This is a genomic window from Salibacterium lacus (genome assembly GCF_042684865.1).
GTDB lineage: Bacteria > Bacillota > Bacilli > Bacillales > Marinococcaceae > Salibacterium > Salibacterium lacus.
This window is the reverse complement of sequence record NZ_JBHUML010000003.1, coordinates 417,381-432,356: the sequence shown is the minus strand read 5'-3', so window position 1 is coordinate 432,356 and position 14,976 is coordinate 417,381. Positions and strand designations below refer to the sequence as shown.

General features: G+C 48.1%; 15 protein-coding genes and 1 pseudogene. 13 read left to right on the top strand and 3 right to left on the bottom strand.

Features of this window, described 5'->3' with window-relative positions:
* Nucleotides 1–20 precede the first annotated feature (20 nt).
* Nucleotides 21–1,082, top strand: coding sequence for a dipeptide epimerase (locus ACFSUB_RS12560; RefSeq protein WP_380713597.1), 1,062 nt, complete (start codon nt 21–23; stop codon nt 1,080–1,082).
* Between the two features lie 407 nt (nt 1,083–1,489).
* The gene (locus tag ACFSUB_RS12555) at nt 1,490–1,936 is read left to right on the top strand and encodes a hypothetical protein (protein ID WP_380713596.1); all 447 of its coding nucleotides are present in this window, start codon (nt 1,490–1,492) and stop codon (nt 1,934–1,936) included.
* A gap of 230 nt (nt 1,937–2,166) precedes the next feature.
* Here the strand turns inward: ACFSUB_RS12555 and ACFSUB_RS12550 are convergent.
* Nucleotides 2,167–2,457 (bottom strand): annotated as a pseudogene (locus tag ACFSUB_RS12550) (bacitracin ABC transporter permease); the annotation flags it as partial.
* Between the two features lie 71 nt (nt 2,458–2,528).
* Entirely contained in the window at nt 2,529–3,464 is a 936-nt protein-coding gene (locus ACFSUB_RS12545) for an S-layer homology domain-containing protein (protein ID WP_380713595.1), read from the bottom strand.
* Nucleotides 3,465–3,717: 253 nt separating this feature from the next.
* On the opposite strand from ACFSUB_RS12545, the gene ACFSUB_RS12540 reads away from it, so the two are divergent.
* From ACFSUB_RS12540 to ACFSUB_RS12520, 5 genes are all read left to right on the top strand, one after another.
* Nucleotides 3,718–4,977, top strand: a complete 1,260-nt coding sequence (locus tag ACFSUB_RS12540; RefSeq protein WP_380713594.1) for a M20/M25/M40 family metallo-hydrolase — start codon at nt 3,718–3,720, stop codon at nt 4,975–4,977.
* A gap of 16 nt (nt 4,978–4,993) precedes the next feature.
* On the top strand, nt 4,994–5,788 hold the full coding sequence (locus ACFSUB_RS12535; RefSeq protein WP_380713593.1) for a DUF3100 domain-containing protein: 795 nt from the start codon (nt 4,994–4,996) through the stop codon (nt 5,786–5,788).
* Complete coding sequence (locus ACFSUB_RS12530; RefSeq protein WP_380713592.1) at nt 5,785–6,267, top strand: hypothetical protein; 483 nt, start codon at nt 5,785–5,787, stop codon at nt 6,265–6,267. Before ACFSUB_RS12535 ends, ACFSUB_RS12530 begins: the two co-directional genes overlap by 4 nt.
* Before the next feature lie 148 nt (nt 6,268–6,415).
* Nucleotides 6,416–6,745: a PadR family transcriptional regulator gene (locus ACFSUB_RS12525; RefSeq protein WP_380713591.1), complete on the top strand. Its 330-nt coding sequence runs from the start codon at nt 6,416–6,418 to the stop codon at nt 6,743–6,745.
* Nucleotides 6,735–7,586, top strand: coding sequence for a permease prefix domain 1-containing protein (locus ACFSUB_RS12520; protein ID WP_380713590.1), 852 nt, complete (start codon nt 6,735–6,737; stop codon nt 7,584–7,586). The genes ACFSUB_RS12525 and ACFSUB_RS12520 overlap by 11 nt, the downstream gene beginning before the upstream one ends.
* A 79-nt stretch (nt 7,587–7,665) precedes the next feature.
* Here ACFSUB_RS12520 and ACFSUB_RS12515 read toward each other — a convergent pair whose 3' ends face one another.
* The gene (locus ACFSUB_RS12515; RefSeq protein WP_380713589.1) at nt 7,666–8,838 is read right to left on the bottom strand and encodes an iron-containing alcohol dehydrogenase; all 1,173 of its coding nucleotides are present in this window, start codon (nt 8,836–8,838) and stop codon (nt 7,666–7,668) included.
* 137 nt (nt 8,839–8,975) lie between these two features.
* Here ACFSUB_RS12515 and ACFSUB_RS12510 point away from each other — a divergent pair, with 137 nt between their 5' ends.
* From ACFSUB_RS12510 to ACFSUB_RS12485, 6 genes are all read left to right on the top strand, one after another.
* A complete protein-coding gene (locus ACFSUB_RS12510) occupies nt 8,976–9,341 on the top strand; it encodes a winged helix-turn-helix transcriptional regulator (RefSeq protein ID WP_380713588.1) in 366 nt (121 codons plus the stop codon).
* A gap of 80 nt (nt 9,342–9,421) precedes the next feature.
* Nucleotides 9,422–10,471: a 2,3-butanediol dehydrogenase gene (locus ACFSUB_RS12505; protein ID WP_380713587.1), complete on the top strand. Its 1,050-nt coding sequence runs from the start codon at nt 9,422–9,424 to the stop codon at nt 10,469–10,471.
* Nucleotides 10,472–11,032: 561 nt separating this feature from the next.
* Nucleotides 11,033–12,103, top strand: a complete 1,071-nt coding sequence (locus ACFSUB_RS12500) for an iron-siderophore ABC transporter substrate-binding protein (protein ID WP_380713586.1) — start codon at nt 11,033–11,035, stop codon at nt 12,101–12,103.
* Nucleotides 12,078–13,133 carry a FecCD family ABC transporter permease gene (locus ACFSUB_RS12495; protein ID WP_380713585.1) on the top strand — a complete coding sequence of 352 codons (1,056 nt, stop codon included), beginning with the start codon at nt 12,078–12,080 and terminating at the stop codon, nt 13,131–13,133. The genes ACFSUB_RS12500 and ACFSUB_RS12495 overlap by 26 nt, the downstream gene beginning before the upstream one ends.
* Nucleotides 13,130–14,161, top strand: a complete 1,032-nt coding sequence (locus tag ACFSUB_RS12490; protein ID WP_380713584.1) for a FecCD family ABC transporter permease — start codon at nt 13,130–13,132, stop codon at nt 14,159–14,161. The genes ACFSUB_RS12495 and ACFSUB_RS12490 overlap by 4 nt, the downstream gene beginning before the upstream one ends.
* Nucleotides 14,161–14,970 (top strand): ABC transporter ATP-binding protein, encoded by an 810-nt coding sequence (locus ACFSUB_RS12485; RefSeq protein WP_380713583.1) that lies wholly within the window; start codon nt 14,161–14,163, stop codon nt 14,968–14,970. Before ACFSUB_RS12490 ends, ACFSUB_RS12485 begins: the two co-directional genes overlap by 1 nt.
* Nucleotides 14,971–14,976 lie beyond the last annotated feature (6 nt).

Below are 14,976 nucleotides of genomic sequence, written 5' to 3'. Positions count from 1 at the left end.
GATAAAAGGAGTCAGACGTCGTGAAAATTACTGAATTATGGACACAAAAAACAACACTCCCTTTGGGCAAACCTTTTAAAACAGCTCTTAGAAGTATCACTTCCATTGAAGTGGTGGATATAACCATTCAGCTTGAAAATGAGGATAGCGGCTTTGGATCCGCTTCCTCCACATGGCAGATCACCGGAGAATCACTGGAAAGCATCGAAACAGCCATGGAGGGACCGATCAAACAAGCGGTCCTCGGCCGGGATATTGAACAGCTGGAAGACATTCTAGCCGCTGTGCAGGGGTGCTGCGTGGCGAATACAAGTGCCAAAGCTGCAGTTGATATCGCACTGCATGACGCCTATTGTAAAATGTTCGGGCTGCCCCTTCATCAGTACCTTGGAGGGGGCGCCTTATTCCCTGTTACAGATATGACTGTCGGTATCGATGATCTCGAAAAGATGCAGGACAGCGCAATACAATCCAAGGAACAGGGCTTTGATGTGTTAAAAATAAAAGTCGGCAAGGAGGAAGAACGAGACATTCAGCGTATCACCACTATCAGCGAAACGGTAGGGGACAGCGTGAAGCTTCGTCTGGACGCTAATCAGGGGTGGAACAGCAAACAGGCTGTTAACATTATCCGCATTCTCGAGGAAAAAACAAATCTTGAATTAGTGGAACAGCCGGTCGCTGCCCAGGACATAGCCGGTTTGAAATATATCCGGGAACGAGTGAATACTCCGATCATGGCGGATGAAAGTGTTTTTTCGCCAGCAGATGCGTTTCGATTGATAAAAGAGGAAGCCGTGGACCTGCTTAATATTAAACTGATGAAAAGCGGGGGATTGCGCCGGGCCAGGCAGATAGCTGATGTGGCCCAAAGTGCAGGCGTCGAATGTATGATTGGCAGCATGATGGAATCCCACCTATCTGTTACAGCAGCCGCCCACCTCGCTTATGCCCACAGTAATATTACAAAATATGATCTTGATGCCGCACTCTGGCTGCAGGATCAAGATGTACAAGGAGGGATGAAGTGGCAGGGAAACACCGCTGAGCTGTCAAATAGGCCGGGACTTGGATTAGATTAACTCTTGGAGGCAGCTGTTGTTGAAAAACTATGCTAAGCCGCTGATTTTTGTTTGACTCGCTGTTGTCACAGAAAGTATGCTGTTTTCCACAAGTGTGAGCAAAAGAACAATGGACGAAAGCATGATCCATTCTCTGAACTCGGGCAGCACGGTAGAAATGATTAAGGACCTGGAGGATTCTGCTTATGGAATAGAACTCTCCGGAGCAAGGCGGTATATGGACCAGGACCGTCATTTCCCGATGGTTTGTTTCAGCCATCGGGATTTTTATTCCAGTACCTGTTACCACACGGTTGGTGTTTCTGTCCTTGTATCACAGATAGAATACTGAAGTTTTAGGGAGAAGTTCCCGCGCTCTGCAGGTGGAGAGTGTGGTATACTTTTAATAAAGGAAGGGAGGGTTAAAAATGAATAATAACGATGTCCTGCATCAGATTCTCGGCACTGTTCAAAGCATGGAACAACGTCTGCAGCAGGTAGAGACGAATATGGTGACACGGGATGAAGTACAGCACCTCATTAAAGAAGAAACGAAATCCCTGGCAACCAAAGAGATGTTGGAAGACGTTGCAACAAAGGACATGCTGGAAGGACTGGCAACGAAAGAGTCGCAGAAAGCCTTGGCCACGACAGATCAGGTTGGCGGTCTGGAGAAGCAGGTTGATTCGCTGCAGACAACAGTGACCCGTATGGAAAGCAGACAGGAATTGATATATAATCAAACAGCGCAGCTTTCTGAATTCCGCACAGAAGTAACAACGGAACTTTCTGATGTGAAAGACCGGATTTCGTTTCAGACCCACAAACTCAGCGAAGCCGAACTGGAATTGTATAAACTGAAGAACTCCCGCTAAAAAGAACCGGCAGCGCCGTTGTGTCTTTTTTACATCATCTTACTCCTCTATTTACTTCACCGGCCCTCCGCTAAAGTACCTCAATGCACATCAAAATGTACAACCCCTCCCTAAATAAGCAGCTTTTTTCAATTTACCAATTTACGAGAGGAGTTGGAGTATTCCATTCCTCCCGCGTTTTTTAAAGACAGAATTTACTATTACTTTTAAATCTTTACCGAAGGCGCCTGTCAGAGCGCTTTTTTACTGGTTTTCTTAGTATAAAGCATGGAAAGAAGGACAAAGATCGAGTACAGGAGCGTTTATAGTCCTATAACAAGGAGCATCGGTGTCCAGATCCCGGTTCCAAATAAAAACGAACCGGATTGGACGGCAAAATAACTGTGTGCAAGCCCAATAAGTAACGGGATCCCGAAGTTGTACATCTGCTTGAAATAAAGGATGCAGCCTGAAGTTATGAGAAAGGCCGGACCGAGGAAGCTTATATTCATGACAGATCCGGAATGGGAGCTAAGCTCATCATACATAAAAGGACTGTACGCAAGTTTTGCTCACAGCCCTGCCTGCAATTTTATATCAATGGAAAGCTGGTTTAGGGCATGTAAGCCCTTCTGTTATGAATCCCGAGAGAATAATCGAATGTAAGGTCGAGGGTGGATGTAGTTAGACGAACGGTGGTCCACTCTGCTGGATTTTCCGTGTTGTGAGACACTTCGATATCATGAATCTCCGGTTCTTCAGGAACGGTTCCTGGAGGATTTGTGTCGACATTACGGGGAGTTAGTGAAAAATCAGCTGCTTCTATCTCAGAAGCTTCGATTCGTTTGTTTAAGTGCACATCCACTGTATTTTCATCTACTAACTCCATTTCTGTTACTCGTCTCCAAAGCGATGTATCCGCCGTGATGGCCCGTTCCATAAATACAGTAAACTGCGCGCGGCTGACATGTTCCTTCGGGCGGAAGATGCCGTTTTCCGTCCGCGTAATAAAATATTGATCGAGAGTGGCAATATTCTCTCTATGACTGTCGTGGGCCTGCTCGAGATCTTGTACTTCCACGTTTTTATCCTCAAATGGAATCAGGTCATAAGCTGCCGTCAAAAGTGATGCCATCTGCTCTCTGGTTAGTTTCATGGACGGAGCAAATTCCGTATTATTCTTCCGACCTGTCATGATACCGGCCTCATGAACCGCTTCGGAGTAAGGAGTGAAATAGCTGTCCGGTCCGAGGTCCTGAAACGAAGATGCTGCGTTCTGATTCACGGGAAGATCCAACGCTGAAACAAGCATAGCTGCCGCCTGCCCGCGGTTTATATCCCGTTCCGGTTTAAAGGTGCCGTCCGGATACCCGCTGACATACCCGCGTTCCGCCATATCCTCGATCTCCGGCTCTGCCCAGTATCCTCCTGCTACATCTGAAAAGACGTCTTCTTCTTCTGATGCAGCGTGCTCTGTTATCAAACCGGACAACATAACCAAGCACACCACCCCTGCAGTAAGTTTCCCTTTATGACATATTCGTGTCATGTAACCATCCTTCTCCCATCTTTTTATTCTATTATCATTGTATGACAAACGGAGGATGTACAAAATATTCGATTATTATTTGGTCAAAATAGTTAAAATGGCGCGGATCAGCTATATTTTTTACATAAAAGACGAACATTTTAAATATTATTTGTATAAAAAGTTCGTTAAAAATATTGATGGAATATCTCGAAAAGTGTTATAACTAGTAGTATTGGTTATGATAATTTTCTATTTATTTGAGGTGAATGGTTTGGATTTTTCGCGTTCATACGAGTCCATTAAACAGATTGCAGATCAGATTTATGCGAACCCGGAACTGGGTTATAAGGAAACGAACACGAAAGAACTGGTACTTGACTATTTAACACAGGTGAATCCGGATATCGAGGTGCAGCATTTCAGCACGACCGGTTTCCGGACCACGCTCGGAAGCGGAGAGAAGCCGCTGCACATCGCGTTTATCGCAGAACTTGATGCGGTATATGCTCCGTCGCATTTCCGGGCCGGACCGGAAAACGGGGCGGCTCATAACTGCGGGCATTATACGCAGGTGGCAATTGCACTTGCGTTGTACCAGCAGCTTTTTGAAAGTGGAAGGTACGAGGCTTTTGATTATAAGCTTTCCTTCATTTTTGTGCCGGCGGAGGAGTATCTGGATCTGGCGTACCGGGAAGACCTCCGCCGCGAAGGTACCATTACTCATTACGGCGGGAAACCGGAAGCCGTAAAACTGGGCGTGTTTGATGACATTGATATCAGCATGTGTGTGCACGCGATCGGCGGAGAGTTCGAGCAGCGGACGGTGGAAGTGAACAGTGACCTGGCCGGCTTTCTATATAAGAAATATCACTTTAAAGGCAAAGCCTCTCATGCCGGTCTGGATCCTTTCTCCTCGGTGAATGCCTATAATATCTCTACGCTGTTTAATACAGCGGTCGGATTGTCCCGGCAGCAGCTGAATGAAAAAGAGATGGTGCGCATCAATCCGATTGTAATGGATGCGGATATGTCGACAAATGTGGTTCCGAATCGGATGACTGTCGGTACGGATCTGCGCACGCAGTCTCTGGATTATATGACAGAAGCGGCGGAGCGTCTGGATCGGGCAGCGGAAGGCTCCAGTCACGCACTGATGGGAGATGTGGACATTGAAACGCAGATGGGATATCTGCCGTTTAAGCAGGACCGCTATTTATCAACGTTTGTAAAAGCGGCGTTTGATAAAAATGAACAGATCCCCCGGTTGATGAGTGATAACCCGATCAGTGCAGCAGGAGATATCGGTGATTTATCTTACATGATGCCGTGCATTCAGATTGGATACAGCGGCTTTACCGGCACGATCCACGGTGATGACTTTATCGATATTGACCCGGTATTCATTTATCAGGTCTTTCCGCAGTTTTTGACGGAAGTGTTGGAAGAGATGAATGGAAACATAGAAAGAGAGAATGTGTACCGCAGAAGTTATGAGGATTATTTAGACGTTATAGCTTCCATTACAGAATAAGCAGGGGGAACTGGAAATGAACAAAACAAACTTTGTGCTGCTGCTTTTTTTCGCAGTAATCATTATCACCATCGCAGAGTTAATCGGTATTCAGAGCATCTCTTTAGGCTCAATTACCATCAGTCTGCTGCCGCTTGTTTTTGCCATTGTCATGACGATGGTGCTGGGAATGAAAGTGTTCCGCGGCGGATGGATAAAAAGGATTTACAGTAAACAAAATGTGGATTTTGCGAGTAAATACTTAATTTTCATTATGCTCCCGCTGATGGCGAGGTACGGAGCGGATGTCGCACCGCAGATGGGGGAAATTCTGCAGGTCGGCTGGGTGTTTATCATTCAGGAAATCGGCAACCTGGGAACGGTTCTGATCGGACTGCCGATTGCCGTACTTATCGGTCTCCGCCGCGAAGCTATCGGCGCAACGCTTGGTATCGGACGTGAAGGGGAGCTTGCCTACATTTCCGAAAAGTACACACTGGAGTCCGACGAAGGACGCGGCGTTCTCTCTTTGTATATCATCGGGACGATATTCGGAGCCTTGTTTTTCAGTATCATTGCGCCTGTGCTGCTGGATCTCGGCTTTCGTCCGGAGGCGCTTGCGATGGCGTCGGGTGTCGGCTCGAGCAGTATGATGACCGGTGCCTCCTCCACCCTGGTGGCGCGGCTTCCGGAGATGGAAAGCACGATAACATCTTACGCGGCTGCCAGTCAGCTCTTAACCAGCTTTCTCGGAACATTCACGATGATCTTTCTGGCTGCGCCGCTGCAGCAGTTCATGTATAAATTCTTGGTTAGGAGTGACCGGACATGACGGCAGGTCTGAATCAATACGTCAAATACGCGCTCGTACTGCTTCTCAGTATTGCTCTCATATTATTTACCCAGGAAATCAAACTGGTCAAAAATCCTGAAAGCACGCCGGTGACCTGGTTAACGATAGCAGGTCTGTTCAGTCTCTATCTTTTCTCCATGATGGGCATCGGCATTTCACAGATTATGAAAAAAATAGATGTCTCGTTTTTGAGAAACTTTCCTATTCTGGGGTGGGTGTCGATTACGTCGCTTGTGATGTGTTTAATCTTTGACTTTTTCGTCACAGCGATTCAAGCGGTGGACTTCTTGTCCATTACGACACCGATTCTGACGTTTGCCGGAATATCCGTTGTGGACCGGCTCGCGGATCTGCGGAAATCGTCATGGAAAATCGGCCTCGTTGCCGTATTCGTCTTCATCGGCACCTATGTTGTCAGCGCGCTGATCGCTCAATTCGGGCTGACGCTGGCCGGCTGATGGATTTACTTTTTACGTAGAAATACCAGCAAAAAACGCGCGGTGCATTTCATTATGAAACGCCGTGCTTTTTTATCCTTAACCCTTGTAACACGATGTATAAACTTTTATACTGTAAGGGCATTCCATTGAAAGGAAAGAATAGGTTATGGATAAAGAGATGATGAAAGGCAACATTGATTTGATTCTACTGTCGTTGGTGGCGGACCGGGATCTGTACGGTTATGAGATGACGAAGAAGCTGAAGAGCCTGAGTGATGAGGCGTACAACATGAGTGAAGGAACGCTGTATCCGGCCCTGAAGCGGATGGAGAAGAAAGGCTGGGTGACATCGTACTGGAGCGCGCCGGAAGGAGAACGACGCAAAAAATATTACGTCATCACCGAAGAAGGCGGAGCCGAACTCGAACGCAAACGCAGAGACTGGGCGTCGCTTCATGATCTGCTGGATAAGGCGGGAAGAGCGTATGACACGTAAACTGGAGACTTATGTGAAGCGGATTGCCAATCAGACCGACTGCAGCCACGCGGAGCGTGATGATCTGTATGAGGAATTGTTATCGCATGTTCTGATGCGGCGGGATGAAGAGATCGAAGCCGGAAAAACGGAAGACGAAGCGGAGGAGGTGGCAATAAGCATGTTCGGGAAGGAAGCGCGTATCGGAGATGGCCTGCAGCAGGCGATGTTTCCGTTCCGGCGGGAACTGCTGCTGACACTTGCGGTGCTTAGTTTTATGTTCACGTTTGGAACGTACATTGCGGTACTTATTCAGGAACAGGCGGCTCTAACAGAAATGCTTATAGGAACAATCGGTCATTCAGCTGTGCTGTTTTTTGCGTTGAACCGTGTGTTTGCTGTAAACCGGAAATTATGGGTGGCGCTGGCTCTTGTGCTGAATGTATTACTTTTACTTTATGTCCACTCTATGTCCATAGAGTTTTACAGCCTCTGGCGCCCGGCCTGGCTGATAGTGGTTGTGTTAAATATGTACCTCATTTACCGAACCGTATTAACGTATGAACAGCATAAAGAGCTTATAACCGCGCGGCGTGTCATCCATATTGTCAACATAACTCTCGCTCTTTGTGGAGGTATCGCAGCATTATCGGTTGCATTTGCTGCCATGATCTTTGGAGGCTCTCCCGTCATACTTTTGAGCGTGCTCATTCCGATGGGGGTGTGGGCGATTCTATATAAGAGCCAGATTAAACTGCTCCCTAAACGCCCTAAGTTGGTATACTCAAGCTTAATTCTGACCGTTGCTGTTTTGGCTTCCATGATATTCACCTTTCCGTTCGTCATAAGTTTACTCGAATAAAAATGCTGTCCAATGATAAAAAAAGAGCTTGGGGTTGTCCCCCAAGCTCTTTTGGCATATCACAGTGCAGCATTCTTTTTTATGCTTTAACGAGCGCTTCCTGGCCGTAGAAAGCGGCTTTGTAGAGTTCTTTCATCTGCGTTTCGGTCGTTTCACGCGGATTAGTGCCGGTGCACGGATCGTCCATGGCATTTTTCGCCATGGTGTCTACATGCTTGTTGAAGTCCTCTTCGGATACGCCGAAGTCCTGCAGGGTAGTGGCAAGACCGAGGTCTTTGTTCAATTGAAAGATATATGCCACAAGCGCATCGGTTAATTCTCCATCGTCAGCTCCCTCCAGATGGAGACGACGGGCAATTTCAGCGAACCGGTCTTCTACGACGGCGCGGTTGAATTGAATGACATATGGCAGGTAGATTGCATTGGCGTACCCGTGCGGGATGCCGAATGTCGGCCCACTCTTATGGGCCAGGCTGTGGACGTTGCCGAGTACCGCGTTGGCAAACGCCATGCCGGCCATCGCCTGAATGCTGTGCATTTGTTTGGCTGCGTCCTGACTGCCCTGGCAGGAAGCCAAAAGATTATTCTTAATCACTTCGGCGCCGCCGAGAGAAAGAATGTCGGTATACAGAGTTCTTGGTTTCGCTACATACGCTTCAATGGTATGGGTGAACGCATCCATGCCGGTGTATGCTGCAATGTGCCCGGGCAGGCTTTCGATCATGGCAGGATCGATAATGGCGATATCGGGTGTCAGTTCGAAATCGGCAAGGGGATACTTGATATTGGTTTTTTCATCCATCACGACAGAAAGGTTGGATACTTCCGAACCGCTTCCGCTTGTTGTAGGAATGCCGGCAAACTTTGCCTTTTTGCGGAGCCGTGGAAGTTCAAACGGCTTTGTGGCATCTTCAAAGGAAAGTTCCGGGTATTCGTAAAAGAGCCAGATCGCTTTGGCGGCATCCATCGCAGAGCCGCCGCCGATGCCGATAATCCAGTCAGGCTGGAAAGACGCCAGTTCCTCTGCTCCCTGTTTGACCATCGCAGCGGTGGGCTCTGTGTTATATCCTTCCAGTACTTCTGTTTCAATCTCAGCTGCAGCAAGATGTTCCTGAATGGTAGTGAGGCTGCCGTTTTGTTTCACGGAACCTCCTCCAATGATCAGCGCCGCCTTTGTTCCTTCCAGGGAACGCAGCACTTCCAGAGCATTGTCTTCAAAGAAAATATCACGCGGTATTGTAAATCGACTCATAATGGGGACCTCCTTGAAATGTTGTTTCGTTTTCCATAGTACAGCCTGGGGTAGTAAGATGGTAGTACGCACTTTTCAGTCACGTAGTAACTACATGGATACTACCAGCGTAATTCATCGATGGAGGGATGAAAAAAATGACAAGAGCTTCCGTACAGGAGTTCAACTGCGAAAAAGAACTGACATTATCTTTAATCGGTGGCAAATGGAAAATGATTATCCTGTGGCATTTAGGTAAAAAAGGAACGAAGCGGTTCGGAGAGCTGAAGCAGATGCTGCCCAACATCACACAGAAAGTACTGACCAAACAGCTGCGGGAACTCGAAGAAGATGAGCTCATTCACCGCGAAGTCTATCCGGTCGTTCCGCCGAAAGTGGAATACTCCCTCACCGAGCATGGCACCGGCTTAATTCCTATTCTTGAAGCCATGTATGAATGGGGAAGCACGTATATGGATACAGTCGGAAAAGAGAAAGACGATGTGCACTATTCCATCATTTAAGAAGCAGTGTATTTAGCGGTCTGGCTGAATAACTGCTAAGATGGACATACAACATAGATGGATAAATGGGAGATGTTAGCATGAAAGCGGCAGTATGGCACGGCGCAAAAGATATACGTATAGAAGAAAAAGAGGATCCCGCACCGAGGGGCAAAGATGTCAAAGTGAGGGTGGCGTGGACAGGTATATGCGGCAGTGACCTGCACGAGTACCTGGACGGGCCTATGACCATTCCCGAAGAAAATCCGGACCCGTTAACCGGAGAAACCGCACCGCTTACAATGGGGCATGAATTCTCCGGCGTAGTGGAAGAAACGGGAGAGAACGTATCCGGATTTTCCGCCGGCGACCGGGTTGTTATTAATCCACTTGTTACGCATGGAAACAAAGGTCCGGCATACGACATTTATGATGGATTCAATTTCGTTGGTCTTGGTCAGGACGGCGGCTTTGCCGATTATGTCGTTCTGGATGAAAAACATCTGTACAGCCTGCCGGACCATCTAAGTCTTGAGCAGGGTGCGCTCGTGGAACCGTCGGCTGTCGCGGTGCAGGCTGCAAAAGAAGGGAAGCTTCAGGAAGGGCAGACTGTCGGCATTTACGGTGCGGGACCGATTGGGCTGCTGACAGTGGCAGCGGCAAAAGCTTTCGGTGCGTCGAGCATTGTTGTGCTTGATTTGTCCGAACCGAGACTTGAAAAAGCAAAAGAAATGGGAGCCACCCACGTCATCAACTCCGGAGAGCAGAAACCGGAGGAAGCGGTGAAAGAAATCGTTCCTGATGGTTTTGACGTAACATTTGAAGTGGCCGGAGTGGAACCGACATTAAATCAGGCCATCCGCACCACAACACCGAGAGGAATGGTTGTCATCGTATCGCTGATTACCCATCCTGTTGCAATCACCCCGATGGACCTTACCAGCTCCGGGGTTATGATCACATCAAGTGCGGCATATGAGCCCGAGGTTTATCAAAAGACGATCGATCTTATCGCATCAGGCACGATGGAAGTCAAAGAAGCAGTAACCCGCCATATCGCATTAAACGATATCGTGGAACAAGGATTTGAAGCACTCGCAGGTGATAAATCAGAAGTGAAGATTCTGGTGGAACTGAGCGGAGAATCATAAACAAAGGTCATTAAAAAGAAGGGACTGTATCTTTAGATACAGTCCCTTCTTTTTACCACGGGGCAGAAGTGGAAGGTGTGAGGACGCCCCGATTGACGGAGGTTACAGCAGGGTGCTTTCAGCTGTCCTTCAAACGACTGTGGACACTATCATCGATTAATCAGGGAGTAGTGTCCACGGATCTGCGGCAGCTTTGTGCCGGAAGCGGAACATGGAGTCCCGGCTCACACAAAGCCTACAGAGGAAGAACATACAATGCTTATTCAACTGCTGCAAACAATAAAAAGGAATCTGGACTGATAATAATGTCAGTCATCATCTGTATATAGTCAGGAAACTAATGAAAATAGTTTGAGATCATGCAGGTTGTAACAGGAAAAGCAGACACCGGATACCCCTTATTTCGTGAGGACTGTCAAAGATTTTCTCATCGTTGGTTGACAATACATCTGGGAGGCCATAGAATTAATGATAATGATTATCAATTTCGTCATCCGCTCTATGAAAAGAGCGGGGAACGTGACAGCTTACATATTTTCTTGAAGAGAAGGGGTTTTTATAATGAGGAAATGGTGGTTGTTCTTTTTATCGCTGGTATGTTTAATTGTACTCGGCGCCTGCTCATCCGGGCAATCTTCAACCTCGACGTCGGGCTCAGACGCAGCGGAAGACTCAGAGCAGAACAGTGAAACGTCCGGCACAGAGGAAGAGAAGCTGGAAGAACCGATTGTGATTGAGCATGCTTTTGGGGAAACAGTGATTGAATCAAAGCCTGAACGCGTCGCAACAGTCCAGTGGGGGAATCAGGATGTTGCGCTTGCTATGGGTGTTATGCCGGCAGGTTTTTCTGCGGCGAATTACGGAGTGACAAATGAAGAAGGGATGCTGCCGTGGACGGAGGAAAAAGTTAAAGAACTCGGCGGCGATCCAACGGTGTATCAGGATACGGACGGTCTTGACTTTGAGGCGGTTTCCGATACGAATCCGGATGTTATTCTGGCGGCATACTCCGGTATCACACAAGAAGACTATGACACACTGAGTAAAATTGCTCCGGTTGTGGCTTATCCGGAATCACCGTGGACAACCCCCTGGCGTGAACAGATCAGAATGAACGCAAAAGGGATGGCAATGGAGGAAGAAGGAGAACAGCTTATTAAAGATACAGAACAACTGATCAGTGAAAAAACAGCTGAATATCCTGAAATGAAAGGGAAAAAAGTGGTCTGGGCCAACTTCTCTGCTGATGACATGTCAGAGCTGCATTTGTATACACCGGCCGACACCCGCGTTTCTTTTCTGACGGAAGAACTGGGCATGCAGTATCCTGAGAGTGTTAAGAACTTAATAGAAGATGAGTCTTCCTTTTCGTTAAGCTTGAGTGCGGAGAATGCTGACGTTCTCAATGACGCCGATATCATTATCGGGTACGGGGATGAAAGCCTGTATGAAGCTGTGAAAGCCGATCCCCGTCTGGGCCGAATAGATGCAATAGAGAGAGGTTCTGTGGCGTTTATCGGCGACGGAACAGCCTTGGCAGCTTCCGGGACGCCGACTCCGCTTTCCATCTCTTATACTATCGACGACTATCTGGGGTTAATCGGAGATGCAATCAGCCAAATCGATGAGTAACACATTAAAACAAAAAATACAGCCGGGCGCACATGTTCCGAAGCATTTGACGATTGTACTGACTGCTTCTTTCCTTTTGATTGTATTATGTGTGCTGGCTTCTCTCGCTTTTGGATCACGGTTCGTTCAATGGGACCAGTTGATGGCGGGTTTGTTCCATTCCGAAGTGGACTCTTACGGGGCGACAGTTGTCCGTGAAAGAATTCCGCGGACTGTGTTCAGTTTTTGCTGCGGGGCGGCTCTTGGTGTTGCGGGAGCACTGATGCAGGCGGTCACGCGCAACCCTATCGCCGATCCGAGCATCCTTGGCGTCAATACTGGAGCTTCTCTGTTTGTGGTCTGCGGTATCGCGTTTTTGAATATCAGCACGGCCGGACAGTACATATGGCTTGCGATAGCAGGGGCTATGGTGACGGCGGTTTTTGTTTATGGAATTGGATCTATGGGCCGCGGCGGCGCTACGCCGTTGAAGCTCGTTTTGGCAGGTGCGGCTACAAGCGCCGCCCTTTCTTCTCTGGTAAGTGCTGTTATGATTCCGCGTACCACTGTCATGGATGAATTCAGGTTCTGGCAGGTAGGAAGTGTGGGGGCGGGAAGCTGGAGTTCTATTGCTGCTTTCCTCCCTTTTCTTGTTTTGGGACTGGTGCTCGCATTGTTATCAGCCCCGGCTCTCAATGCATTGGCGCTTGGAGATGAAGTAGCTTCCGGACAGGGCGTCAGGACAGGAGTGCTGAGAATGACCGCGGCTTTCGCAGGTGTCATTTTATGTGGAGCGGCAACGGCGCTGGCAGGACCTATAGGTTTTATCGGGCTCTTATCTGCTCACCTTATCCGTTTTATACTTGGTCCCGACCTGCGTTTTATCATTCCGCTGTCTGCTGTGGCAGGGGCTGTGATATTGACGATATCTGACGTGGGAGGCAGACTGATCGGCAGTCCCGGAGAACTTGAGGTTGGTGTTGTTACATCTTTTGCAGGTGCTCCACTGTTAATATTACTAGCTGCTGGAATGAAGGTTCGTTCTCTATGAAAAAGCAAGCAATGACTATAATTACAGCAGGAAGGCGCAAAAGATGGCGCAGATGGATTATTATGAACAGTCTGCTCGGGCTGCTTTCTATTGTGCTGTGCTGTGCCATGCTTTTGCTGGGGAATACAATTTACACGCTGGAGGAAGTCATCGGGGCCCTTTCTGGAGAAGCATCTGACGGAGCGTCATTTGCTGTAACTACCATCCGTCTTCCAAGAATGCTTGCTGGACTTTTTGCCGGTTTTGCTTTTGGAATTGCCGGTAATACCTTTCAGACGATGCTGCGTAATCCTCTTGCCAACCCGGATATACTAGGAATCACCTCAGGGTCCAGTGTGGCAGCTCTGTTCTGCATTCTTGTTTTGCAGACAAGCGACACGACGGCTTCGATTGCATCTGTCATTTCAGGACTGGGGACCGCGGCGCTGATTTACATATTATCCAGAGGAAGTTCTTTTGCTGTAGGGCGGCTCATTATTGTTGGGATAGGGATACAGGCCATGCTGACAGCAGTGATTTCCTATCTTCTCATGGAGGGGGCGCGTGAAGACCTTCCCACCGCATTACAATGGCTGAACGGAAGTCTGAACGGCGCTCAAATGGACGCCCTGCTTCCTCTTTTCCTTACGGTAGCAGTTTGTGCCCCTGTTGTCCTTGCGCTGGGAAAGCATTTGAGTACCCTGGAACTTGGGGAACAATCGGCTTTTTCTCTTGGACTGAATACAGATAAAACCAGAGTCCTGCTTATTGTGAGTTCGGTCTGCATGATTGCCCTCGCTGCTTCTGTTACAGGTCCTATCTCATTTGTTGCCTTTTTATCGGGGCCGATTGCCAAAAGGTTAGCCGGATCTGGATCTTCCAACGCTTTACCAGCAGGGCTTGTCGGCGTGAATTTAGTTTTGGGAGCCGATCTTATCGGTCAGTTTGCTTTTGACGTTAGATTCCCGGCTGGTATTATCACCGGTGTACTAGGAGCTCCGTTTCTACTTTATCTACTTATCCGTATGAATCGAAAGGGAAGTTTATAATGAATCCGACACACAGGTTTAAAGCCGAACATGTCACAGCCGGGTATGATCATAAAACAATTCTCCATGATATAAAAGCAGAGATACCAAGTAATCGAATGAACGTTATTATTGGAGCGAATGCGTGCGGGAAGTCCACCCTCTTGAAGGCGATGTCGAGATTGATGAAGCCTTCGTCGGGAGAAATCACGTTGGATGGAAAAGACATATCGAACATTCCTCCCAAACAGCTGGCGCGGGTGCTTGGGCTTCTGCCGCAATCTCCCGTTGTTCCCGAAGGCATTGCCGTCACGGATTTGGTCGGACGCGGGAGGTTTCCACACCAATCTCTTTTAAAAGGCTGGACAAAGAAAGATTATGAAGCGGTGGCCGAAGCGATGGAATTTATGAATATTACAGAGCTTGCCGATCGGGATATTGACGAGCTTTCCGGAGGGCAGAGACAGCGTGTGTGGATTGCAATGGCTCTTGCCCAGCAGACGGATATTTTGTTTCTGGATGAACCTACGACCTTTTTGGATATTACATATCAGGTGGAAATACTGGATTTACTCACTGACTTGAACCGAAAGCGCGGAACAACCATTGTTATGGTGCTCCATGACATCAACTTGTCCGCCCGCTACGCTGACTATATATTTGCGATGTCTCAAGGAGAACTTGTGGCCGAAGGGGAGGCATCCGATGTCATTACAAGGGAACTGATAAGCAGCATTTTCGGACTGGAGTGCACGGTCATCCAGGACCCTGTTTCGCATTCACCGTTAATCGTACCGAAAGGGCGGCACCATATTCGTGGAGATGCATAGTGGGTT